Genomic DNA, 22,373 nt, shown 5'->3' with positions numbered 1-22,373 from the left:
GCTGCCGTTCTGGCATCGTTACGACCTGGGCCTGCCGGAGTGGCGGCTACACTGACGGCATGGCGACCTTCCTCGACGAGATCGTGGCGCTGCCGGAGCTGGGGCTGACGCTGCTCGTTCCTGCCCACGGATCGCCTCGGACGGTCGACGCGGCCGCGATGGCGACCGGCGACAGCTGGGCGGCGCGCGCGGTCGAGTGGGCCCACGGGTCGGATCTCGACGACCCCACGCCGTTCCTCTCGCCCGGGCACCTGCTGCTGACGACGGGGCGGCAGTTCGACGGCTACGACGCGGCGGACTACCGCTCGTACGTCGACCGGCTGGTCGCGGCGGGCGTGGTCGCGCTGGGGTTCGGCACCGAGGTGGTGCGGGCCGGCACCCCGCCCGAGCTCGTCGCCGCGTGCACGGCATCGGGGCTGCCGCTGGTGGAGATCCCGTACCGCACGCCGTTCATCGCCGTCGCCCGGGCGATCGCCGACCGCGAGGCGGCGGCCGCCCGCGAGCGCGTGGAGTGGGCGCTCGCGGCGCAGGACGCCTTGACCCGCGCGGTGGGCCGCGGCGGCTTGAGTGCGGCGGTCGCGGCGGCGGCCGAGGCCCTCGCGGCTGAGATCTGGGTCTTCGACGCCGACGCGGGCGTGCTCGAGCACGCCGGCCGCACACCCCGCGAGCTCGCCGGTGGAGCCGGCAGGCGGGACGCCGCTCAGGACGGCGGGCGGGACGCGAAGCGGTCGGCGGCGGAGGTCGCCGCGGAGGTGCTCGCGCGGGGGCGCCGGGCGCGCATCCGGGAGCCGCTCGGGGGTGGGACGCTGCTCGTTCAGACCCTGGGGGCATCGGGGCGGCACCCCGGAGCGGTCGCCGTGGCCCGGGGCGAACCGCTCGACGCGCCCGCCGAGTCGGTGGTCAGCACCCTCGCCGCGCTGGCCGAGCTCGCGCTCGAGCACGCCGACGATCTACGGGCGGGGCACCGCTCGATCCTCCAGCAGCTGTTCGAGCTCCTGCGCGAAGGACGGGTCGACGCCGTGCGCCGGGCGGCCGAGGTGCTGCGGATCGAGCTGCCGTCCGAGCCGCTGACTGTCGTCGCGGTGCCGCTCACCTCCCTGACGCCGGCGTTCCGCGACCGCCTCGAGCGCCGCAGCTCCCCGGCCGGCGCGCGCTTCGCGGTGGCGCGCGGCACGCATCTGATCCTCCTGGTCGACGCCGAGGCGGCGGTGACCGAGCGCCGGATGCTCGACGAGGCCCTCGCGCCCGCCGGCGCCTCGGCACCCGGCGGCTGGGACGAGCTCGACGCCCTCGTCGCCCAGGCCCTCCGAGCCCTGGACCGCGCCGAGCCGGGCCGTTCGACCGGGTTCGACGAGCTCACGGGTGACGGCCTGCTCGGGCTCCTCGGGGCGGGGTCGGCTCCGGGCACCGCGACGGCCCGCGAGCTCGCACGAGCGCGCCTCGCACCGCTCCGCCGCACCGCCGAGGGCCGCGAGCAGCTCCACGCCGCCGACGTCTGGCTGCGGCACAACGGCCACTGGGACCCGGCCGCCCGCGAGCTCGGCCTGCACCGCCACAGCCTGCGCCTGCGCATCGAGACCCTGGGCGCCGCCCTCGGCCTCGCGCTCGACACCTTCCCCGCCCGCGCCGAGCTCTGGGCACTGCTCGCCGCCTCAGGCGCCTCGTCCGCGACGGTGCCGCCGCGCATCCGCCCCGTTACTTCGCGACGTGGGCCGAGGTGATGAGGTCGGCGCCCGCGTGCGCCAGCTCGGCGATGGCCGCCCGCGAGGCCTCGGGCGAGACCCCCGCCACGAGGTCGGTGATGATGCGCACCTTGCGCCCGTGCTCGATCGCGTCTAGCGCCGAGGCGCGCACGCAGTAGTCGGTCGCGAGGCCCGCGATGTCGATCTCGGTGACACCGTTCTTGTCGAGCAGCTCGTGCACCGTGCCGCCCTCCTCGGTCGTGCCCTCGTAGATCGAGTAGGCCGGCTCGCCCATGCCCTTCCGCACGTGGTGGTCGATCGCGCGGGTGGTGAGCTCGTCGTGGTACTCGGCGCCGTGGGTTCCGGCGACGCAGTGCACGGGCCAGGTGCTGACGAAGTCGGGCTCGGCGCCGGTGGCGAAGTGGCCGCCGTTGTCGTTGTCGGGGTCGTGCCAGTCGCGCGAGGCGATGACGAACTCGTAGGCGTCGGGGTTCCGTGCGAGCATCCGCGAGATGCCCTCCGCCACAGCTGTGCCGCCCTCGACCGCGAGCGCACCGCCCTCGATGAAGTCGTTCTGCACGTCGATGATGAACAGCGCCTTGGCCATCGTCGGTCGCCTCCTGAGCGTCGGTGTCACGGCTATTTTAGGGGCGGATGCGCGGCGGCGCGGTCGCGGGTCGGTGCCGCTCGAGCATCCGCCCGCCGACCCCGGCCTTCACGCGCGGCTCACCCGTTCGCGAGCCCGTTCCCGCACTCGTAGAAGCCGGTGACGAGTGCGTCGATGGCGGCCTTGGCGCTGTCGCCGACGTCGTCGAGCGCGAAGACGGCGAACGTCAGCACGGTGCCGTCGGCCGCCTCGACGATGCCGGAGAGGGTGTAGCCGGTGTCGATCCAGCCGGTCTTGGCGATCACGTGACCGGCGGCCGGGGAGTCGCCGTAGCGGCCGGCGAGCGTGCCGCTGACCCCGCCGATGGGCAGGCCGTCGCGCAGCACGCCGAGGTTGCCCTCCCGGTTCTGGATCTTGACGAACAGCTCGGTGAGGAACTGCGGCGGCACCCCGTTGTCGTCGCTCAGCCCCGAGCCGTCGACGATGGTGAGCGCGGAGGTGTCGAGCCCGTAGGTGGCGAGGGCCTGGGGAACGGCGGTGTCGAGCGCAGCGAAGTCGTTGCCGACGCCCAGCTCGACCGCGACGAGGCGGGCGAGCATCTCGGCCTCGGTGTTGTCCGAGCGCAGCAGGGCGTCGGGCACCATCGTCGCGACCGGTGCCGAGAGCACCTGCCCGAGCTGCGCCGCACCGGCGGGGGCGACGCCTTCGGTCAGCTGCGCATCCGTCGCCCCGAGGGCGATCGCGAAGGCCTGCCCGGCGCTCTGCACCGCGTTCTCGCTGCGGGTCGAGACGTTCGCCGAGGGCTCGGCGCGGTCGCCGTCGACCTGCAGGCCGGTCACCTCGGAGGAGTAGCCGTCGTAGAGCTCCTTGCGGTTCCAGCTCGGCTGCCAGCGGTCGCCGCTGAAGACGCTGGCGTCGAGCACGATGCTCGTGATCGGGGTGCCGGCGGTGGCGGGGTCGGCGTCCCACGCGGCCTGCGTCTGCGCGGCGAGGTCGGGCAGGCTCGCGGCACCGGGGTAGATGTTCTCGCCCTGGCTGGCGAGCGTGATGTCGCCGCCGCCGACGAGCACGACCTGGCCGGGCTCGGATCCGCGCACGACCGTGGTGGGCACCCGGTGGTCGGGGCCGAGCACGGCGAGGGCGGCGGCGCTGGAGAGAACCTTCATCACGCTGGCCGTGCGGGCGGGGGTGGTGGCGGCGCGGTCGAAGAGCAGCTCGCCCGTGGCGGCGTTGCGCACGGCGGCGAGCATCGTGCCGAGTCGCGGGTCGGTGTCGAGGCCGGCGACCGAGCAGGTGCGCACCGGGGCGGGGGCCGCGACGGCCTGCGGGGTGGGGCGCGGGGCCGCGGTGGGGGTCGGGGTGCTCGTGGGGGTTTCGGTGACGGATGCCGTAGGCGCCGCGATCGCGTCGGCCGGGGCTGCTCCGCCCGCTGATCCCACGGCTGCTCCGGCGCCGAACGCCGCGCCGCCGAGCAGCACGATGGCGGCGACGGCCGCGGCGGAGCCCCAGGCGCGCGGGTGGCTTCGCAGCCCCGCCGGCCGCGTGCCGGGCGCGGCGCGATGCGCCGGCAGCGGCACGGGGCGGTGCGCGCCAACCGGCGCCGCGCGGCGCGTCATCGGGTCGTCGGGCTCGGCCATCTGGTCATGCTACCCCCGGAAGGGTGGCACCCGTCGGGTCGATGGACGCCGCTGCGAGCGCACTCGTCGGGTCGATCGACGCGGCGGAGAGGGCCGCCGGCGATCTACTCGCCCGGGTAGTGCAGGCCGATCTGCGCCCGCACCTCGTCGAGCACGGCCATGATGGCCACCGACTCGGCCACGGGCAGGAGGGGGCTCTCGCGCTCGCCGGCCGTGAGCATCCGCTCGAATTCGAGGGCCTGGTACTCCATGCCGCGCGAGGCGACGGGCTGCTCGAAGCGCTCGAGCACCTCGCCCTCGGAGTTCGTGACGGTGAAGGAGGTCGGCGCGTACCAGGTGCGGTCGATGTCGACGCGGGCCTCGGTGCCGATGACGGAGGCGCGCACGGGCCCGGCGGTGTCGATGGCGCTGTGCGAGACCGACTGGCGGCCGCCCTCGTGCTCGAAGATCAGCGCGGTCTGCTGGTCGACGCCCGTGTCGCCGAGCGTGGCGCTCGCCAGGATGCGGGTCGGCAGGCCGAGCAGGTCGATCGCGAACGACACGGGGTAGATCGCGAGGTCGAGCAGCGCTCCGCCGCCGAGCGCCGGGTCGTTGATGCGGTGCGACGGGTCGGACGGCAGGCGCTGTCCGTGGTCGGCCAGCACCGTGCGCACCTCGCCGAGGGTGCCGGCGGCGATGATCTCGCGCAGGCGCACCATGTGCGGGAGGAACCGCGTCCACATCGCCTCGAGCACGGCGACGCCGGCGGTCTCGGCGGCCTGCTGGATCTGCCTCGCCTGGGCGGCGTTGATCGTGAACGCCTTCTCGACCAGCACGTTCTTGCCCGCGCCGATCGCGAGCAGCGCGTTTTCGGCGTGGAAGGTGTGGGGCGTCGCGATGTAGATCACGTCGATGTCGGGATCGGCGACGAGCGCCTCGTAGCTCGGGTACGCCGTCGGGATGCCGAACTCCGCCGCGAAGCGGTCGGCTGACTCCTGGCTGCGCGAGCCGACGGCCGCGATGGTGAGGCCCACGGCGTTCAGATCGGTGGCGAACGCGCGGGCGATGCCGCCCGTGCCCAGGATGCCCCAGCGAACCGTCTTCGACATCGTCGTCTCCTTCATCGAGCCCGCCCGCCCCGCAACGAGCAGAAGCCCGGATGTCCGGGCTTCTGAGCTTTCGCCTTCTGCGCTCTGGGCTTTCGGGCTTCAGCAGTCGAGGGTGGTGCGAGGGCCGCCTCCGGGAATCGAACCCGGGACCTATTCATTACGAGTGAATCGCTCTGCCGACTGAGCTAAGGCGGCCTGGCCGCGGCTTTCGCGCGCGGCACAGCAACAAAGCATAGCCGATCCCGGGAGGGCTCGCGTGCAGGTCGGCCGCGCCGGCCGGTCAGTCGCCGGATGCCCCGCCCACGACCGAGCGCAGCTGGCCGTAGCTGCGCTGCAGCTGGTCGGGCAGCGAGACATCGTCGGGGTGCTCGAGCCACGCCACCCAGGCGGCGCGGGCCAGGGAGAGCATGACGACACCGGTGAGCCGCCCTCGCTCGGGAAGCTCGGGGTCGTCGTCGTCGAGGCCGCGCTTGCGCGCATCCGCCTGCAGTCGACGGGTGACCGAGTCGGCGATCTCGAGCTCGAACGAGCGGATGCGGTCCATGCGCATCGCCGAGATCTGCGGATACTCGTGGATGACCGATCGCCGCAGTTGATGCAGCTCGGGGTCGAGCGTGCCGTCGCTCGCGGCCTGCTCGGCCATGATGTCGACGAGGTCGCGCAGCGGATCGCCGCCCGGCCCCGCGTCTTCGAAGCGGGCCGCCACCTCGTCGCTGAGCAGGATGGGGAGGTCGCCGGTGAGCGAGGCCTCCTTCGACGGGAAGTAGTTGAAGAAGGTGCGGGGCGAGACGCCGGCCTCGCGGCTGATGTCGTCGACGGTCACCTGGTCGAGGCCGCTGTCGGCGATCAGCCGGAGGGCCGCAACCTGGATGCTGCGGCGCGTGGCGCGGCGCTTTCGCTCCCGGAGGCCGAGGTCGGCATCGGCGGCGGCGGCACCGCGTGATGGCCCGGCACCGGTGCCGGGCACCACGTCGGTGGCTGAGTCGGAGTGCATCAGTTCGTGCAGTCGGGGTCGGTGGCCGGAACGGTGCCCTCGAGGAAGTAGGCGTCCACCGCATCCGCCACACAGGTCGAGGAGTTGTAGGCCGTGTGGCCCTCGCCCTGGAAGGTGACCAGGTGGCCGTTCTCGAGCTGGCCGGCCAGCGCCTCGGCCCACTTGTACGGCGTCGCCGGGTCGCCCGTGGTGCCGACCACGAGGATCGGGCCGGAGCCCGCCGCGGTGACCGGCGCCGGGACGCGGCGGCTCGGGTAGGGCCACTGCGAGCAGGAGATGTCGCTGTAGGTCCAGTACGGGCCGACCGTCGGGGAGGCCTCGACGATCTTCTCGTTCTGCTCGGCGATGACGGCCGGGTCGGTGGTGGCCGGGTAGTCGGCGCAGCTGATGGCGTTGAACGACTCGATCAGATTGTCGGCGTAGGTGCCGTCGGCGTTGCGGCTGTTGTAGGCGTCGGCGAGCTGGAAGGCGAAGTCGGCCTGGCCGTCGCCGACCGTCTGGAAGAGCGTGTCGAGGTAGGACCAGTTCTCCTGGTTGTAGAGCGGGTAGAAGACCGCGGTGAGGAGGTTCGAGGCACCCAGCTCGCGGCCGTCGCTCGCCCGGATCGGGCTCTGGTCGACCTTCGCGAGCAGCTTCTGGATGCCCGTCAGCGCCTGATCGGCCGACCCCTGGAACCAGCAGTCGCTTCGCCCGGCGCAGTCGGTGAGGTAGTTCTTCAGGGCCTGCTCGAAGCCGGCCGCCTGCGAGATGCTGATGTCGAAGCCGCTCGAGGACGGGTCTTCGGCGCCGTCGAGCACCATGCGCCCCACCTTGGAGGGGAAGTTCTCGGCGTACTCGGCGCCGAGGAAGGTGCCGTAGGAGTAGCCGAGGTAGTTCAGCTTCGGGTCGCCGACGACCGCGCGCAGCATGTCGAGGTCGCGGGTGGTGCTGTCGGTGTCGATGAACTCCAGCAGCGGGCCGGTGTTCTCGGCGCACTTGTCGGCGAAGTCCTTCGCCGCGGCGGTGTAGGCCGCGAGCCACTCGTCGGAGCCGCGCTCACCCGGGATGAGGTCGTACAGGTACGCGTCGCGCTCCTCGTCGGTGAGGCACTTCACGGCGTCGGAGTGGCCGGTGCCGCGCGGGTCGTAGCCGATCAGGTCGTAGGCGCTCTGCAGCGTGGGGTGCGCCGCGTAGTCGGCCGACTGCTCGACGAAGTCGTAGGCCGAGCCACCCGGGCCGCCGGGGTTCACGAACAGGCTGCCCTGCTTGGTGCCGGACGTCGGCTTCTTGATCAGCGCGAGGTCGACCGTGTCTCCCCCGGGGTTCGACCAGTCGAGCGGGGCCTTCGCCGTGGCGCACTGGAACGAGCCGCTGCAGGACTCCCACTCGAGGATCTGGCCGTAGAAGGGCTGGAGTTCGGCGGGCACGTCCTCGGCGGTCGGCGTCGAGGTGCTGGTGCCGCCTGTGCCGCCGCCTGCGCCGGCGCCGGTGCCGCCGTTCGCGTAGTCGCCGGTGAACCAGGTCGCGCAGCCCGAGAGGGCGAGGACGGCGGCCGTGGCGACGGCCACGAACGCGGTGACGCGCCGGGACGCTCGGCGGGCGGGGCGGGGACGACTCACGGGGAGACCTTTCGTGCGGCGGTGCGGCCGGCCTCGGCCAGCGTGATGAGCATGGCCTCGAGGGAGAGGGCGGGAGCGACGTTCGCGGCGATGCGACGGCGTGCGTCGGCGATGGCGTCCATCGCCGCGAGGGTCTGGGTGGGCTCGACACCGGCGGCGACCTCGCGCACGCGATCGGCGATGGCCTCGTTCACGAGCTCGACGCTCTCGGGTGCGCCGAGCTGCACGAGCACGATGTCGCGGTAGAGCGACAGGAGGTCGGTGAGGATGCGGTCGATGCCGTCGCGGAGGCTTCGCGTCGCACGCCGCTTCTGGTCGTCTTCGAGGGCCTTCATCTGACCGCGCAGGGCGAGCGGCACGGCCTGACCGGGCTCGACGCCGAGCGAGCGCAGGGCGCTCGCACGCTCCTCGGCGTCGCGCTCCTCGGTGATGGCCTGCGCGTCGGCACCGGCGATCTCGAGCAGACGGGCGGCCCCGCGCACGGCGTCGCCGACCGAGCGGATGCCGAGGGCCAGGTCGAGGGTCTCGACCCGGCGGGCCCGCGCGTCGTCGTTGGTGGCCAGGCGGTGGGCCATGCCGATGTGGCTCTGCGACTCGCGGGCGGCCCGCTCGGCGGTGGCGGCGTCGACGCCGTCGCGGCGCTGCAGCAGGCTCGCCACGTCGTCGGTGCTCGGCACGCGCAGGCGGACCGAGCGCACGCGGGAGCGGATCGTGGGCAGCAGGTCGGCCTCGCTCGGGGCGCACAGGATCCACACCGTGCGCTCGGGCGGCTCCTCCAGCGCCTTCAGCAGCACGTTCGAGGTGCGCTCCTGCATGCGGTCGGCGTCTTCGATGACGACGACCCGGTAGCGGGCGACCGAGGGCGAGAACTGCGACGACGAGACGAGCTTGCGCACCTCGTCGATCGAGATGATGACGCGCTCGGTGGCGAGCACGGCCAGGTCGGGGTGGGTGCGGGCGGCGACCTGGGTGCAGTCGGGGCAGACTCCGCAGCCGCCGAAGCGGCAGAGCAGCGCCGAGGCGAAGGCGTAGGCGAGGTTCGAGCGGCCCGAGCCGGGCGGGCCGGTGATGAGCCAGGAGTGCGTCATGGAGTCGGCGGGGCCCCGAGCATCCATGGCCTGCTCGCCCTGCTTGTGCTGCTCGCCCTGGGGTTGGGTGCGCGGGCGCAGGGAGCTCTCAGCGGCCGCGCGGAACACCTCGATGGCGGCCGACTGGCCGGTGAGGTCGCTCCAGACGGTCATGGGTCCAATCTATCGGCCGCCCCTGACAGTGCGCCGCTCGGCGGTCGCGGCCGTTGCGCTCGGGCAGCGTGCCGGTGACCGAGGCTGTCGTGTGAGTTGGGGTCAGAGCAGGGGCGCGACGCGGGTGCGGATGCTCGCCGCGATCGTCTCCGGGTCGGCCGACGCGTCGACGACGAGGAAGCGGGCGGGCTCGCGCTCGGCCAGGGCGAGGAAGGCGGCCCGCACGCGCGCGTGGAACTCGCCCTTCTCGGCCTCGAGGCGGTCGAACGGCTTGTCGGCGCTGTCGAGGCGGGCGCGGGCGGCCGTCTCGTCGAGGTCGAGCAGGATCGTGAGGTCGGGCAGGAGGTCTTCGACCGCCCAGAGCGACAGATCGCGGATCTCCTCCGCGTCGAGCACCCGGCCGGCCCCCTGGTAGGCGACGGAGGAGTCGAGGTAGCGGTCCTGAACCACGACCTCACCGCGCTCGAGCGCCGGGCGCACCTTCGTGGCGATGTGCTGCGCCCGGTCGGCGGCGTAGAGCAGGGCCTCGGCGCGCGGCGTGATGAAGCCGCGGCTGTGCAGCACGATCTCGCGCACCTCGGTGCCGAAGTCGGTGCCGCCGGGCTCGCGGGTGCGCACGACCGTGCGGCCCTGGGCGGTCAGCCACTCCTCGAGGAGGGTCGACTGCGTGGTCTTGCCCGCGCCGTCACCGCCCTCGAGGGTGATGAAGACGCCGCTCACGGCGCCGAGGAGCCCGTGCCGGCGGCGGCCTTCGCTTTCGCTGCCGTGGTCTTGGCCGCCGTCGTCTTCGCTGCCGTGGTCTTGGCCGCCGTCGTCTTCGCTGCCGTGGTCTTGGCCGCCGTGGTCTTCGCGGTCGTGGCCTTGGCAGTCGTCGTCTTGGCGGCGGTCGACTTGGCGGCCGTCGTCTTGGCCGGTGCCTTCTTGGCCGCGGGCTTCTTCGCGGCCGGCTTCTTGGCAGCCGCCGCCTTGCTCCGCGGTGCGGCTGGGCCCTTGGCACGCTTGTCGGCGAGCAGCTGCACCGCGCGCTCGAAGTCGATCTCCTCGACGGTCTCGCCGCGCGGGATGGTGGCGTTGGTCGTGCCGTCGGTGACGTACGGACCGAACCGGCCGTCCTTCACGCGGATCGGCTTGCCGCTCTCGGGGTCGGCGTCGAACTCCTTCAGCGCCGACGAGGCCCGGCGGGCTCCGTACTTCGGTTGGGCGAAGAGCTCGAGCGCACCCGGCAGGTCGATCTCGAAGATCAGGTCTTCGCTCTCGAGCGAGCGGGTGTCGGTGCCCTTCTTCAGGTAGGGCCCGAACTTGCCGCCCTGCGCGGTGATCGGCTCACCCGACTCGGGGTCGTCGCCGACCGTGCGGGGCAGGTCGAGCAGGCGCAGTGCGGTGTCGAGGTCGATGGTCGCGAGATCCATCGACTTGAACAGCGAGGCGGTGCGCGGCTTGGCGGCGGCGGCCTTCTTGGCCGGAGCCTTCTTCGCCGGTGCCTTGGCGGCCGGGGAGGCGGTGGCGGGAGCATCCGTCGTCGACGCGGCCACCGCATCCGGAGCCGGCTCGGGGTCGAGCTCGGTCACGTAGGGGCCGAAGCGGCCGTCTTTCGCGACGACCTGCTTGCCGTTCTCGGGGTTGATGCCGATGACGCGGTCGGTCACCACGGGGGCGTCGACCAGCTCGCGGGCCTTCTCGGGCGTGAGCTCGTCGGGCGCGAGCTCGGGCGGCAGGTTGACCCGGCGGGGCGGCGCCTCGACGTCGCCCGAGGGGTCGAGCACCTCGAGGTAGGGGCCGTACTTGCCGATGCGCAGCGTGATGTCGTCGGTGATGGTCACCGAGTTCACCGCGCGGGCGTCGATCTCGCCGAGGTTGTCGATGACGCTGCGGAGGCCGGGGTGGCCCTCGCTGCCGAAGTAGAAGCTCTTCAGCCAGTCGACGCGGTCCTCCTCGCCGTCGGCGATCTTGTCGAGGTCGGCCTCGAGCGCGGCGGTGAAGTCGTAGTTGACCAGCTCGGCGAAGAAGTCCTCGAGCAGGCGCACGACCGAGAAGGCCGTCCAACTCGGAACGAGGGCCTGGCCGCGGGGCGTGACGTAGCCGCGGTCGACGATGGTCGAGATGATCGACGCGTAGGTCGAGGGCCGCCCGATGCCGAGCTCGTCGAGCGCCTTGACGAGGCTGGCCTCGGTGTAGCGCGGCGGCGGCGTGGTGTCGTGGCCGGCGGCGTCGAGGGCGACGGCGGCAAGCGCCTGCCCCTCCTTCAGCACGGGGAGCTTCGCCTCGGTGGGCTCGGCGGTGGCGTTGCGCTCCTCGTCGCGGCTCTCCTCGTAGGCGTGCAGGAAGCCGCGGAAGGTGATGACCGTTCCGGAGGCGGAGAACTCGGCGGTCGTGGTGCCGCCCAGCTCGGCGACCTCGACGGGGCCGGCCGTGATAGTGACGGAGGCCGTGGAGCCCTTGGCGTCGGCCATCTGCGAGGCGACCGTGCGCTTCCAGATCAGCTCGTACAGGCGGAAGTCGTTGCCGCGCAGCGTGCCCGAGAGCTCGGACGGGGTCTTGAAGACCTCGCCTGCGGGGCGGATGGCCTCGTGGGCCTCCTGCGCGTTCTTGCCCTTGCCGCTGTACAGGCGCGGCTTGTCGGGAATGGTGTCGGCGCCGTAGAGCTTGGTGGCCTGGTTGCGCGCCGCGTTGATCGCCTGCTGCGAGAGCGAGGGCGAGTCGGTGCGCATATAGGTGATGTAGCCGTTCTCGTAGAGCGACTGCGCGACGCTCATGGTCTGCCGGGCCGAGAAGCGGAGCTTGCGCGCCGCCTCCTGCTGCAGGGTCGAGGTGGTGAACGGGGCCGCGGGGCGGCGGGTGTACGGCTTGCTCTCGAGCGCGCTGACACGGATGTCGACGCCCTCGGCCTGGAGCGCGTCCTTGAGCGCGGTGGCCGCGGCCTCGCCGAGCGGCACGGCCTTGCCCTTGAGCGTGCCGGACTCGTCGTAGTCGCGGCCGGAAGCGACGCGGTCGCCGTTCAGCCGCACCAGGCGGGCGTCGAAGGCGTCTTTCTCGGGCGCGCTCTTCGCGGTCTCGCCGGGGGCGAGGGTGGCCGTCAGGTCCCAGTAATTGGCGCTCGTGAAAGCGAGGCGCTCGCGCTCGCGGTCGACGACCAGGCGGGTGGCGGCGGACTGCACGCGCCCGGCGGACAGGCCGGGGCCGACCTTGCGCCAGAGCACGGGGCTGACCTCGTAGCCGTAGAGACGGTCGAGGATGCGGCGGGTCTCCTGCGCGTCGACGAGCGCGTCGTCGATCTGGCGGGTGTTGTCGCGGGCGGCCTCGATGGCCTCTCGGGTGATCTCGTGGAAGACCATGCGCTTGACCGGCACCTTGGGCTTCAGCACCTGCAGCAGGTGCCAGGCGATGGCCTCGCCCTCGCGGTCTTCATCAGTTGCGAGGTAGAGCTCGTCGGCGGAGGCGAGTGCCTTCTTCAGCTCGGCGACGGTCTTCTTCTTGGCATCGGAGACGACGTAGTAGGGCTCGAAGCCGTTCTCGACGTCGACGGAGAACTTGCCGAGCGAGCCTTTCTTCAGCTCCGGCGGCAGGTTCTTCGGTTCGACCAGGTCGCGGATGTGACCGACCGAGGCAAGCACATCGAAGCCGTCGCCGAGGTACTGGGCGATCGACTTCACCTTCGTCGGGGACTCGACGATGACGAGCTTTCTCGGGCTGGGCACGGTTTCTCCTTATATATGCGATCTGTCAGGCACACCATACACACCCGGAACCGGGAGGTGCCTAATCGTGCGGTCGCCGTTGCGGAAACGTCGGTGGGTGCGCGCTGATTCCCTCCTGAGCGGATGTTCGACGGGCGTTGCGCGGGCCCGCGCGGGGTGGACAATGGTTCTCGACCACTTCAATGAGGAAAGGGCATCGCATCATGTCGCCTGTCGACAAAGGCAGTTACACCGCCAAGTTCACCGACGGACCGCTGGAGGGCAAGACCATCCGCACCGACTTCACGGATGCGGGTGAGCCGCACGCGCGGCTGAGCATCCCCGCAGCCACCCGCAGCAAGACCTACCTGTACCGCCGGGCCTCCGGTCTCGAGTACGCCGACTCGGAGCGGCCGAGCGCGGTCGACTACCGGTACGTGGAGGCGGTCGTCTCCTCCTGAGTCGCGCCCGGGCTCGCCGCCCCCGTGCACGGCTCGGGCTTGCGCTCTCGCTCTCGCTCGTGCGTCTACTCGGGGCGGCGGACCGGCCCGTGCTGTCGCGGTGATCGGGAAGGCGAGGACAGTGGTGGCGACCGTCACCTCCGCCACTCCCCCATCCCCCACCGCACACTCCGTCAGTTCCACGGCCAGGGCGGCGGCCACCGACGCGGCGGCGCTGCACGGGTCGCCGCTCACCCGTCCCGACGCCGTGTCGGCTGCGGCGAGCGCGGCGGCATCCGCAGCACCGACCAGTACCTGATGCGCGGCGAGCGCCCCGCCGAACGGCGCGAACGCCACCACCGCCGCAGCCAGGGCGGCCAGGATCGCCAGGCCGACGACCGACCCTCCGCCGTCCTCACGCCTGGCGCACGCCGGCAGCTCGCCGACGAGACGCAGTGGACAGCTTCCGGATGCTCCCCGCGCCGGCCGCGTGACCAGCACCTCCCTCGTGCCCGCTCTCACCGTCCCTGTCACGGGGCCGGCGCCCGGGCGTCGTCGAGGGCGCAGCCGGTCCCGTCGAACGCGAACGCCGGACCGGCGCCCGCCGACACCGTCGCCGACACGGTGACGCACACCAGCGGGCCGGTGCGGGTCACTGCCATCGTCGCCCCGGGCTGGGCAGCCGCCACCCGGGCGTCGGCACTCTCGCCCCGCCCGATCAGGCGGGCGGCGTCGGCGGCCGCATCCGTCAGCCGCACCTGCACTGTGCCCAACTGCACCAGCCCCAGCCCGGTGATCAGCACGATGACCGCGGCCGGCAGCACTATCGCGAACTCCGCCGTCACCGACCCGGTCTCGTCCTGAAGCAGCTGGCGCAACCGTCTGCGGTGGTGTCTGCTCGGACTGCGGCTCCGCCTGCTGCACGGTTCAGCCCGCGGTGGTGAGTGCACGGTGCACCAGATCGGTCAACATGCCCTTCACCTCGTCACCGCGCAGGATGACGAGCAGCAGGCCGGCGAACCCGACCGCCGCCAGCAGGATGACCGCGTACTCCGCGGTCGCGGCCCCGCACTCGTCGGCCACCGCCGCCCGCAGCCGCCGCCGCCACCCCGGCCGCCCACGGCCCCGCCGCTCCTCCGGCCGGCCTCCGGCCGCTCCCTGACCGAGCGCGTCGATGGCTGCGCACAAGGCGCAATCGGCCTCAGATCTCGTGGTTCTCATGGTGTGTCCTTTCGTTCTGCAGTGGTGGATGGTCGTGGCGCGGTGGCTGTCGGCCTCGGCGCTGTGAGTAGGTGATCGTCTCGCCGCTGCGAGTGGGCGTTGCGCCGTGGTGGGTGGATGGCCATCTCGCCGAGGCGGGCGAGCGTGGTATGGCCCCCTGGGGCAATGGCCCCACCGCGTGCGGATCGGCGTCGTCGCTGGGCGCAGGGGCTCTGGGGCTCAGAGGCTCAGAGGAGGGCGGGTGGGAGGGCTGCAAGGAGGAGTGGGGCTACGGCCAGCAGGAGGAAGGACGGGAGGACGCAGGTTCCGAGGGGGAGCATGAGCCAGACGCCGAGTTCGGCCGTGCGGCGCTGGGTGAGTGCGACGGCTTCACGGCGGAGGCGGAGGGCCTCCGAGCGGAGGAGCTGCGCCGGGGGCGCTCCGGAGCGCTCCGCCAGGGCGAGCACCTCCGTGAGGACGGTGAGCTGGCCGGATGCGGGCGAGAGCGCCGCCGGCGCGAGGCGTTCGATCGTGGTGGTGGCGAGAGCGCGGGCTGCCGGGAGGGAGCCGCCGCCCGCGACGGCGACGGCGGTGAGGTCGAGGAGGAGCCCTGGAGCGCGGTCGGCGGGGGCTGCCCGTCGGACCAGATGGCGGCTCCAGAGGGCTCCGAGGCCGGTGAGGGCGAGTCCGGCGGCCAGGCAGGTGAGGCCGGCCGGGGATCCGAGGAGCACCGGGACGGTGTCCAGGCCGAGGAGGGAGGCACCGGCGATGGAGATCACCGGCAGGACCAGCACCAGCCGGGTCGTGGCGACGGGCGAGGCGAGCGCGGCGGACGTGTCGCGTTCGGCCTGGGCGAGACCGCGCAGGGTGGCGGCGATGTCGTCGAGGCAGCGCGCGAGCGGCGCACCGGCGGCGGTCGCGACCGACCAGGCCGCGGCGAGCACCTGCCACGACTCGGCGGCCGCCCGTGTACGGCTCCCCCTGACCGAGCCGCGAGAGGCGATATGCGCCACGCCTGTCACGGACGCGGCCGCCGAGATGGCACCGGGCACGTCCGCACCCCCGTCGAGACGGCTGACGACCGCCGCGACCTGCGGATGCGGATCGACCTCGGCGAGGTAGCGCCAGGCCTGACCCGGCGCGACGCCCGCGCCGATCAGCGCCGCCAGACGCTCGACGACGGCCGCGATCCGATCGGCCTCCGGCGACCGTGCGCGACCGCGATCACCCCCACGACGAATGGGCGGCGGTGAAACCAAGGCACCGCCAGTCGAGGACCGCCCGTCGGCACGGCCGCGACCCTCTCGCACGGCTGCCGGTGGGGTTTGAGCGGCGCGCGTTCGAGCACGCCGAGGGATGGCAAGACGGTCGCGATTCGGGGTATGGGCTGAAGGGGTCATGTGGTTCGGGCGGGGGCAATAGGCCCAGCGGTGGACGGGCGGGAGGTGGGCGGGCCCGCAGCAGAGGGGTCCGCGGCGGGCGGGCCGGGGAGGGGGACGGGGAGGATCGTGAGGTGGCCCGCGGGGGTGAGGGCGAAGCGGCCGAAGCCGTCGAGGGTGCGACCGGCGGGGGTGCGGCGGAGGTGGCAGACGAGGCCGATCGCGCTGACCGTCTGGCGGGCGATGGCGGGGGCGTCGAGGCCGGCCAGGGCGCCGAGGGCCTCGAGGCGGGCGGGGACGTCGACGATGGCGTTCGCGTGCAGGGTGCCGGCGCCGCCGTCGTGGCCGGTGTTCAGGGCGGCGAGCAGCTCGCGGATCTCCGCGCCGCGGCACTCCCCGAGCACGAGGCGGTCGGGTCGCATGCGGAGGGCCTGACGCACGAGCTCGGCCAGGCCGATGCCGCCGGCGCCCTCGAGGTTGGGCTGGCGCGCCTCGAGCGAGACGACGTGCGGATGCTCGACCCGCAGCTCGGCGACGTCCTCGATCACCACCAGCCGGTCACCGGGATCGGCCGAGGCGAGCAGGGCCGCCAGGAGGGTGGTCTTTCCGCTGCCGCCGGCGCCCGTGACGAGGAGGTTGACCCGGTCGCGGACGGCCTGCTCGACGAAGGCGCGGCGCGCGAGACCGGCGGCGCCGGCGCCGAAGAGGCCGCGGCGGGCCAGGGTGTCGAGGTCGGGGCGGGTGGTGCCGGGCACGCGCACGGAGATCGCGGTTCCGCCCGTCGCGATGGGCGGCAGGACGACGTGCACCCGCACGCCTTCCACCTCCACGTCGACGCAGGGGGTGGCCTCGTCGAGGTGGCGCCCGCCGCGGCCGACGAGCCGCACGGCGAAGGCGCGGAGGGCATCCTCACCTGGGCAGGCCCAGCTCGAGTCGCGCTCCGCTCCGCCGCCGCGATCGACCCAGAGTTCACGGTGGCCGTTGACGAAGAGGTCGGTCACCGCGGGGTCGACGAGGTACGGGGCGAGCGGGCCGAAGATCTCGTCGGAGCGGTGGAGCCGGGTGAGGGTGGTGGTGGTCATGGGGTGACCGTACGAGGGCGGGTGGCCGCGCATCCGCGGGACAGTGAAGGTGTGCGGGGATGACGGAGAAGAACCGGCTGTGCAGGAGGAGACCGACACCGCATGTGCGAGGAGGCGGAAACGACGAACGCCCCGGCACAGGCCAGGGCGTTCGTTAAAAAGAAGGGGCGGCACCCAATGGGGGGAAGGGTGCCGCCGCAGCAACGCTGGATTGGGGGGAATCGCTAGTGCGCTGCATCCGAACTTGACGTTCGGTAATACAGAGTTTACCCACTCGAAACACTTCCACAAACCACTCCAGCGAATTCTCAGTGACCGTGTCGCGGGTCCTCCCGCGGGAGATTTGATCGGGCGTCGGAGGGGTGGACTATCGTCGTAGACGGCAGCCGCCCGAGTGACGGCACGAACGGTTGGTCTTCGCGAAGGAGCGACACGACACATGGCTGAGAACAGCGCGAACAACATCGACAACCTGATGCACGAGGCCCGGCGGTTCCCGCCGAGCGAGAAGTTCGCAGCAGGGGCCGTGGGCACGCGTGAGCTGTACCAGCAGGGTGGGCATCCGGTCGAGTTCTGGGCCGGGCAGGCCCGGGAGCTGCTGCACTGGCACAAGCCGTTCACGCCCGAGCGCACGCTCGACTGGAGCGAGCCGCCGTTCGCGAAGTGGTTCGACGACGGTGAGCTGAACGTCGCCTACAACTGCCTCGACCGGCACGTCCTCGCCGGCAACGGCGACCGGGTGGCGCTGCACTGGGAGGGCGAGCCGGGCGACAGCCGCTCCTTCACCTACGCCGAGCTCACCACCGAGGTGAAGAAGGCCGCGAACCTCCTCACCGCCCTCGGGGTGAAGCAGGGTGACCGGGTCGCGATCTACCTCCCCCTCATCCCCGAGGCGGTCGTCTCGATGCTCGCCGTCGCGCGCATCGGCGCCGTGCACTCGGTCGTGTTCGGCGGGTTCAGCGCCGAGAGCCTGCGCTCCCGCATCGACGACGCCAGTGCGGTGCTCGTCATCACCGCCGACGGCGGGTACCGCAAGGGCAAGGCGTTCCCGCTGAAGCCGACGGTCGACAAGGCCCTCGAGCCGAACGCCGACGGCGCGGACAGCACCGTGCGGAACGTGCTCGTGGTGCAGCGCACCGAGGGTGACGTCGACTGGCACGCGGGGCGTGACCTGTGGTGGCACGACGAGATCGCCCAGGTCGACACCGAGCACGTCGCGAAGGCGTTCCCGGCCGAGAACCCGCTGTTCATCCTCTACACCTCCGGCACAACCGGGAAGCCCAAGGGAATTCTCCACACCTCCGGCGGCTACCTCACGCAGGTCGCGTTCACCCACAAGGCTGTCTTCGACCTGAAGCCGGAGGAGGACGTGTATTGGTCGACAGCAGACGTGGGGTGGATCACGGGGCACTCGTACGTGGTCTACGGGCCGCTCGCCAACGGCGCCACCGAGGTCATCTACGAGGGCACCCCCGACACCCCGCACCCGGGGCGGTGGTGGGAGATCATCCAGAAGTACAAGGTGTCGATCCTCTACGCCGCACCCACCGCCATCCGCACCTTCATGAAGCTCGGGCGGCAGATCCCCCAGGAGTTCGACCTGTCGAGCCTCAGGCTCCTCGGCAGCGTCGGCGAACCGATCAACCCCGAGGCGTGGGTCTGGTACCGCGACGTCATCGGCGGTGGCACGACCCCGGTGGTCGACACCTGGTGGCAGACCGAGACCGGCGCGATCATGATCAGCGCCCTGCCCGGGGTCACCACCCTGAAGCCCGGCAGCGCGCAGGTCCCGATCCCGGGCATCGCGATCGACGTGGTCGACGACCGGTTCCGCTCGACCGAGGCCGATCAGGGCGGGCTGCTCGTGATCACCCACCCGTGGCCGAGCATGGCGCGGGGCATCTGGGGCGACCCCGACCGCTTCGTCGAGACCTACTGGTCGAAGTTCGGGCCCACGACCTACTTCGCCGGCGACGGGGCTCGCCGTGACAAGGACGGCGACATCTGGCTGCTCGGCCGGGTCGACGACGTGATGAACGTGTCGGGGCACCGCCTCAGCACCGCCGAGATCGAGTCGGCGCTCGTGTCGCACCCGATGGTGGCCGAGGCCGCCGTCGTCGGGGCCGCCGACGAGACCACCGGGCAGGCCGTCGTCGCCTTCGTCATCACCAGGGCCAGCCAGGCGGATGCCGCGGCGGCCGACGACGCCTCAGCGGTGCTGCGGGCTCACGTCGCCGAGCAGATCGGCGCCATCGCGCGCCCACGCGAGGTGCACATCGTGACCGAGCTGCCCAAGACCCGCTCGGGCAAGATCATGCGCCGGCTGCTGCGCGACGTCGCCGAGGGCCGCGAGATCGGCGACACCACCACGCTGGCCGACACCATGGTGATGAGCGTCATCTCGAACACGCTGAAGTAGCAGCGCCCGCAGCGACGGCTACGCGAACTCGGCGATGAGCTCCACCTCGACCGGCGAGTCGAGCGGCAGCACGGCGACGCCGACGGCCGAACGGGCGTGGATGCCCGCGTCGCCGAACACGTCCGCGAGGAACTCCGACGCACCGTTGATGACGCCCGGCTGCCCGGTGAACGACGGGTCGGAAGCCACGAAGCCCGTCACCTTGACGATGCGCACGACCCGGTCGAGCGAGCCGATCACGCTCTCGACGGCGGCCAGCGCGTTCAGCGCCGCGGTCGCGGCGAAGGCCTTGGCGTCGACGGGCGACACGAGCCCCTCGCCCTCGCCGACCTTGCCGATCGCAGGCAGAGCGCCGCCCACGAACGGCAGCTGACCCGCAGTGAAGACGAGGTTGCCGCTGATCGTGGCGGGGATGTAGGCGCCGGCGGGCGCGGAGACGGTGGGGAGTTCGACGCCGAGTTCGGCGAGACGCGCGGAGGTCTGAGACATGCGACCCACGCTAGCGGAGGAGCGCGGACCAGGCCCAGGACGCGGCACGACGAGGCCGGCCGACGCCCGCCACCCGAAGGCGGAGCAGACGCCGGCCGAGGCTCAGAAGCTCGGGATTCCGAGCGGGCTCAGCCCTGGACGGGCCGCTTCAGGTACGCCACCAGGCCCCCTTCGGGCCCGGTCACGATCTGCACGAGCTCCCATCCTTCGGAGCCCCAGGTGTTGAGGATGCCGGTCGTGTTGTGGATCATCAGAGGTGTCGTCACGTATTCCCAGGCGGGCACGGGCGCCCCTTTCTCGGCTTTTCTCATGGTTGTCGCTTACCCTGGATTCTATGTCTGCCCCTAAAGCCACGGCTAGCGGTGTGGTCGGAGCCATTCTGGGCATCGTCGGTATGAGCGCAATCGCGGGCATCCTGGTGACAGCTATGGTCACGCCTGCACTCGCCGTCACCGGTATCGCCGCGAACAACTCCATCGGAATGTTCGAGAATCTCCCGAGCTACATCAAGCCCGACGCCCTCGCGCAGAAGACGAACATCTACGCGACGAAGGCCGACGGCACCAACGTGCTGCTGGCGAGCGTGTTCGAGCAGAACCGCGAGGAAGTGGGCTGGGACCAGATCTCCCCCTTCGTCAAGGACGCGGTCGTCGCGGTGGAGGACCCGCGCTTCTACAGCCACGGCGGCGTCGACGTCGCGGCCACCCTGCGTGCCGCCGCCGGCAACGCGCTCGAGACCTCGGCGAGCGGTGCGTCGACGATCTCGATGCAGTACGTGCGCAACATCCAGGTGCAGAAGGCCGAGGCCATCCAGGACGAGGCCGAGCGCGACGCGGCCTACGAAGAGGCCACGAAGACGAGCATCGACCGCAAGCTCAAGGAGATCAAGCTCGCGATCGGCCTCGAGAAGGAGTTCTCGAAGGACGACATCCTTCTCGGCTACCTGAACATCGCCCCGTTCGGCGGCCGGGTCTACGGCATCCAGTCGGCGGCGCAGTACTACTTCGGCGTCAACGCCACCGACCTCTCGGTCGCGCAGGCCGCGAGCCTGATCGCCACCGTGAACGCGCCGAACGACCTGCGCATCGACGAGCCCGACAACGTGGCCGACAACCAGGCGCGCCGCGACAAGGACGTGCTGCCCGCGATGCTCAAGGAGCACAAGATCACGCAGGCGCAGTACGACGAGGCGATCGCCACCCCCGTGACGCCGAACATCCAGATCCAGTCGACCGGGTGCCAGACCGCGAACGAGATCAGCGCCGGTTTCTTCTGTGACTACATCACGCGCATCGTGAAGAACGACGCGGCGTTCGGCCCCGACGAGGACTCGCGCTGGAACAATTTCAAGACCGGCGGCTACGACATCTACACCACGCTCGACCTCGACCTGCAGGCTGCGGGCGCGGCGGCGATGAACGCCTACGTGCCGAAGTCGGGTTCCGGCTTCGACCTGGGTTCCTCGCTGGTCACCGTGCAGCCCGGCACCGGCAAGGTGCTCGCCATGGTGCAGAACAAGGACTTCAGCGACGACCCCGAGGTGACCGCCAGCAACGAGGGTGCCTCCGCGATCAACTACGCCACCGACTACGCCTACGGCGGCTCGACCGGCTTCCAGGTGGGCTCGACCTACAAGATCTTCACCCTCGCCGAATGGCTGAAGACGGGCCACTCGCTCGGTGACGTCGTGAACGGAAACCCGGGCACTCTGAACCTCGCCCAGTTCCGCGACAGCTGCACCGGCGGGAACGGTGGTAGTTACTCGGTCAAGAATGACGGAAACGCAGCTCCCGGCAACGTCACTGTTTCGACGGCGACAGCCCAGTCGGTGAACCTCGCATTCCTCCGCATGGCACAGAAGCTCGACCAGTGCGAGATCCGCAAGACGGCCGAGGCCTTCGGCGTGCACCGTGCCGACGGCGGCCCGCTGGGTGAGAACCCCGCCGACGTTCTCGGCACCAACGAGATCGCGCCCATGACCATGGCCGCCGCCTTCGCCGCGGTCGCCAACGAGGGCACCTACTGCTCCCCCGTGGCCATCGAGCGCATCGTCGACGCCTCGGGCAACGACGTGCCGGCACCGCAGACCACCTGCAGCCAGGCGGTCGACCCGAGCATCGCCGCGGCGATGACGACGGCACTTCAGGGCGTGCTGGCGGGTGGAGGAACGGCCAGCGCGTCGAACCCGAACGACGGCATCCCGCACTTCGGCAAGACCGGCACCACCGACTCCGAGAAGGACACCTGGTTCGTCGGCGCGAGCACCGAGCTCGCCACCGCCGTCTGGGTGGGCAACGTGGTCGGCACGGTCTCCATCCGCAACACCGACATCATGGGCCAGGGCGGCGGCAACGTGCGTCACTCCGTCTGGAAGCAGTACATGACGGATGCCGACGGCAAGTACGGTGGCACCGCGTTCCCGACGGCTCAGTCGTCCCTCGTCAACGGCGTGAAGGTGACCATCCCGAACGTCGCCGGCATGACCATCGACGCCGCCCAGGACGCCATTACGAACGCCGGTTTCGACTTCCAGGACGGGGGCCAGATCGACTCGACCCGCGCCGCCGGCGTGGTCGACTCGAGCTCGCCGTCGGGCAGCGCCACCAAGGGGTCGACCGTGCAGGTGTTCACCTCCAACGGGCAGCTGCGCACGGTTCCGAACCTCGTCGGGCTCAGCCCCGAGGCGGCGAAGAACGCCATCACGGGCGCTGGGATCGGCGCCGGGCAGATCGTCTTCGACGGCCCGTCCTCCGGCAACGCGAAGGTGACCGCGAGCAACCCGGCAGCCGGCGAGCCGATCCGCGCGGGCTCCGACAAGCTCCGCGTCACGACGAAGGGCTGAC

The 22,373-nt window shown here is 71.8% G+C and carries 18 protein-coding genes, 1 tRNA gene and 1 pseudogene; 4 read left to right on the top strand and 16 right to left on the bottom strand.

The window, feature by feature from the left end; translation table 11 throughout:
- The first annotated feature begins 59 nt into the window (after positions 1 to 59).
- A complete protein-coding gene (locus HQQ85_RS12750) occupies positions 60 to 1,721 on the top strand; it encodes a PucR family transcriptional regulator (protein WP_173182825.1) in 1,662 nt (553 codons plus the stop codon).
- Here HQQ85_RS12750 and HQQ85_RS12745 read toward each other — a convergent pair.
- From HQQ85_RS12745 to topA, 9 genes are all read right to left on the bottom strand, one after another.
- A complete protein-coding gene (locus tag HQQ85_RS12745; protein ID WP_173182824.1) occupies positions 1,696 to 2,289 on the bottom strand; it encodes an isochorismatase family protein in 594 nt (197 codons plus the stop codon). The genes HQQ85_RS12750 and HQQ85_RS12745 overlap by 26 nt on opposite strands.
- A 119-nt stretch (positions 2,290 to 2,408) precedes the next feature.
- A complete protein-coding gene (locus tag HQQ85_RS12740; RefSeq protein ID WP_254069323.1) occupies positions 2,409 to 3,926 on the bottom strand; it encodes a D-alanyl-D-alanine carboxypeptidase/D-alanyl-D-alanine-endopeptidase in 1,518 nt (505 codons plus the stop codon).
- Positions 3,927 to 4,030: 104 nt separating this feature from the next.
- Positions 4,031 to 5,014 carry a Gfo/Idh/MocA family protein gene (locus tag HQQ85_RS12735; RefSeq protein WP_254069322.1) on the bottom strand — a complete coding sequence of 328 codons (984 nt, stop codon included), beginning with the start codon at positions 5,012 to 5,014 and terminating at the stop codon, positions 4,031 to 4,033.
- A gap of 122 nt (positions 5,015 to 5,136) precedes the next feature.
- A tRNA-Thr gene (locus tag HQQ85_RS12730) sits at positions 5,137 to 5,209 on the bottom strand.
- Positions 5,210 to 5,294: 85 nt separating this feature from the next.
- Complete coding sequence (locus HQQ85_RS12725; RefSeq protein WP_173182822.1) at positions 5,295 to 6,008, bottom strand: TetR family transcriptional regulator; 714 nt, start codon at positions 6,006 to 6,008, stop codon at positions 5,295 to 5,297.
- A complete protein-coding gene (locus HQQ85_RS12720) occupies positions 6,008 to 7,606 on the bottom strand; it encodes an alpha/beta hydrolase (protein WP_173182821.1) in 1,599 nt (532 codons plus the stop codon). The genes HQQ85_RS12725 and HQQ85_RS12720 overlap by 1 nt, the downstream gene beginning before the upstream one ends.
- Positions 7,603 to 8,847: a DNA polymerase III subunit delta' gene (locus HQQ85_RS12715; protein ID WP_173182820.1), complete on the bottom strand. Its 1,245-nt coding sequence runs from the start codon at positions 8,845 to 8,847 to the stop codon at positions 7,603 to 7,605. Before HQQ85_RS12715 ends, HQQ85_RS12720 begins: the two co-directional genes overlap by 4 nt.
- A gap of 102 nt (positions 8,848 to 8,949) precedes the next feature.
- Positions 8,950 to 9,567, bottom strand: coding sequence for a dTMP kinase (gene tmk / locus HQQ85_RS12710; protein ID WP_173182819.1), 618 nt, complete (start codon positions 9,565 to 9,567; stop codon positions 8,950 to 8,952).
- A complete protein-coding gene (topA, locus tag HQQ85_RS12705) occupies positions 9,564 to 12,542 on the bottom strand; it encodes a type I DNA topoisomerase (RefSeq protein ID WP_173182818.1) in 2,979 nt (992 codons plus the stop codon). Before topA ends, tmk begins: the two co-directional genes overlap by 4 nt.
- 203 nt (positions 12,543 to 12,745) lie before the next feature.
- On the opposite strand from topA, the gene HQQ85_RS12700 reads away from it, so the two are divergent.
- The gene (locus HQQ85_RS12700; RefSeq protein WP_173182817.1) at positions 12,746 to 12,982 is read left to right on the top strand and encodes a hypothetical protein; all 237 of its coding nucleotides are present in this window, start codon (positions 12,746 to 12,748) and stop codon (positions 12,980 to 12,982) included.
- Between the two features lie 90 nt (positions 12,983 to 13,072).
- Here the strand turns inward: HQQ85_RS12700 and HQQ85_RS12695 are convergent.
- The 5 genes and pseudogenes from HQQ85_RS12695 to HQQ85_RS12675 all read right to left on the bottom strand — a co-directional run.
- Positions 13,073 to 13,462: pseudogene (locus HQQ85_RS12695) on the bottom strand (hypothetical protein); the annotation flags it as partial.
- A 29-nt stretch (positions 13,463 to 13,491) separates the two neighbouring features.
- Complete coding sequence (locus tag HQQ85_RS12690; RefSeq protein ID WP_216851637.1) at positions 13,492 to 13,839, bottom strand: TadE family type IV pilus minor pilin; 348 nt, start codon at positions 13,837 to 13,839, stop codon at positions 13,492 to 13,494.
- A gap of 49 nt (positions 13,840 to 13,888) precedes the next feature.
- Positions 13,889 to 14,149: a DUF4244 domain-containing protein gene (locus tag HQQ85_RS12685; protein ID WP_254069321.1), complete on the bottom strand. Its 261-nt coding sequence runs from the start codon at positions 14,147 to 14,149 to the stop codon at positions 13,889 to 13,891.
- Positions 14,150 to 14,409: 260 nt separating this feature from the next.
- Complete coding sequence (locus HQQ85_RS12680; RefSeq protein ID WP_173182815.1) at positions 14,410 to 15,420, bottom strand: type II secretion system F family protein; 1,011 nt, start codon at positions 15,418 to 15,420, stop codon at positions 14,410 to 14,412.
- Between the two features lie 137 nt (positions 15,421 to 15,557).
- Complete coding sequence (locus HQQ85_RS12675) at positions 15,558 to 16,622, bottom strand: TadA family conjugal transfer-associated ATPase (protein WP_254069320.1); 1,065 nt, start codon at positions 16,620 to 16,622, stop codon at positions 15,558 to 15,560.
- 439 nt (positions 16,623 to 17,061) lie between these two features.
- On the opposite strand from HQQ85_RS12675, the gene acs reads away from it, so the two are divergent.
- The gene (gene acs / locus HQQ85_RS12670) at positions 17,062 to 19,041 is read left to right on the top strand and encodes an acetate--CoA ligase (RefSeq protein WP_173182813.1); all 1,980 of its coding nucleotides are present in this window, start codon (positions 17,062 to 17,064) and stop codon (positions 19,039 to 19,041) included.
- Between the two features lie 18 nt (positions 19,042 to 19,059).
- Here the strand turns inward: acs and HQQ85_RS12665 are convergent, their stop codons facing one another.
- A complete protein-coding gene (locus HQQ85_RS12665; RefSeq protein WP_173182812.1) occupies positions 19,060 to 19,530 on the bottom strand; it encodes a RidA family protein in 471 nt (156 codons plus the stop codon).
- A gap of 128 nt (positions 19,531 to 19,658) precedes the next feature.
- A complete protein-coding gene (locus HQQ85_RS12660; protein ID WP_173182811.1) occupies positions 19,659 to 19,814 on the bottom strand; it encodes a hypothetical protein in 156 nt (51 codons plus the stop codon).
- Between the two features lie 110 nt (positions 19,815 to 19,924).
- Between HQQ85_RS12660 and HQQ85_RS12655 the strand changes: the two genes are divergently transcribed.
- Positions 19,925 to 22,372 carry a transglycosylase domain-containing protein gene (locus tag HQQ85_RS12655; RefSeq protein ID WP_173182810.1) on the top strand — a complete coding sequence of 816 codons (2,448 nt, stop codon included), beginning with the start codon at positions 19,925 to 19,927 and terminating at the stop codon, positions 22,370 to 22,372.
- Position 22,373: the final 1 nt, after the last annotated feature.

Origin of the sequence: Herbiconiux sp. VKM Ac-2851 (assembly GCF_013205105.1) — a bacterium.
Classification (GTDB): Bacteria; Actinomycetota; Actinomycetes; order Actinomycetales; family Microbacteriaceae; genus Herbiconiux; species Herbiconiux flava.
The sequence above is the reverse complement of the archived record's forward strand: the minus strand, read 5'-3'. Positions and strand labels throughout refer to the sequence as shown.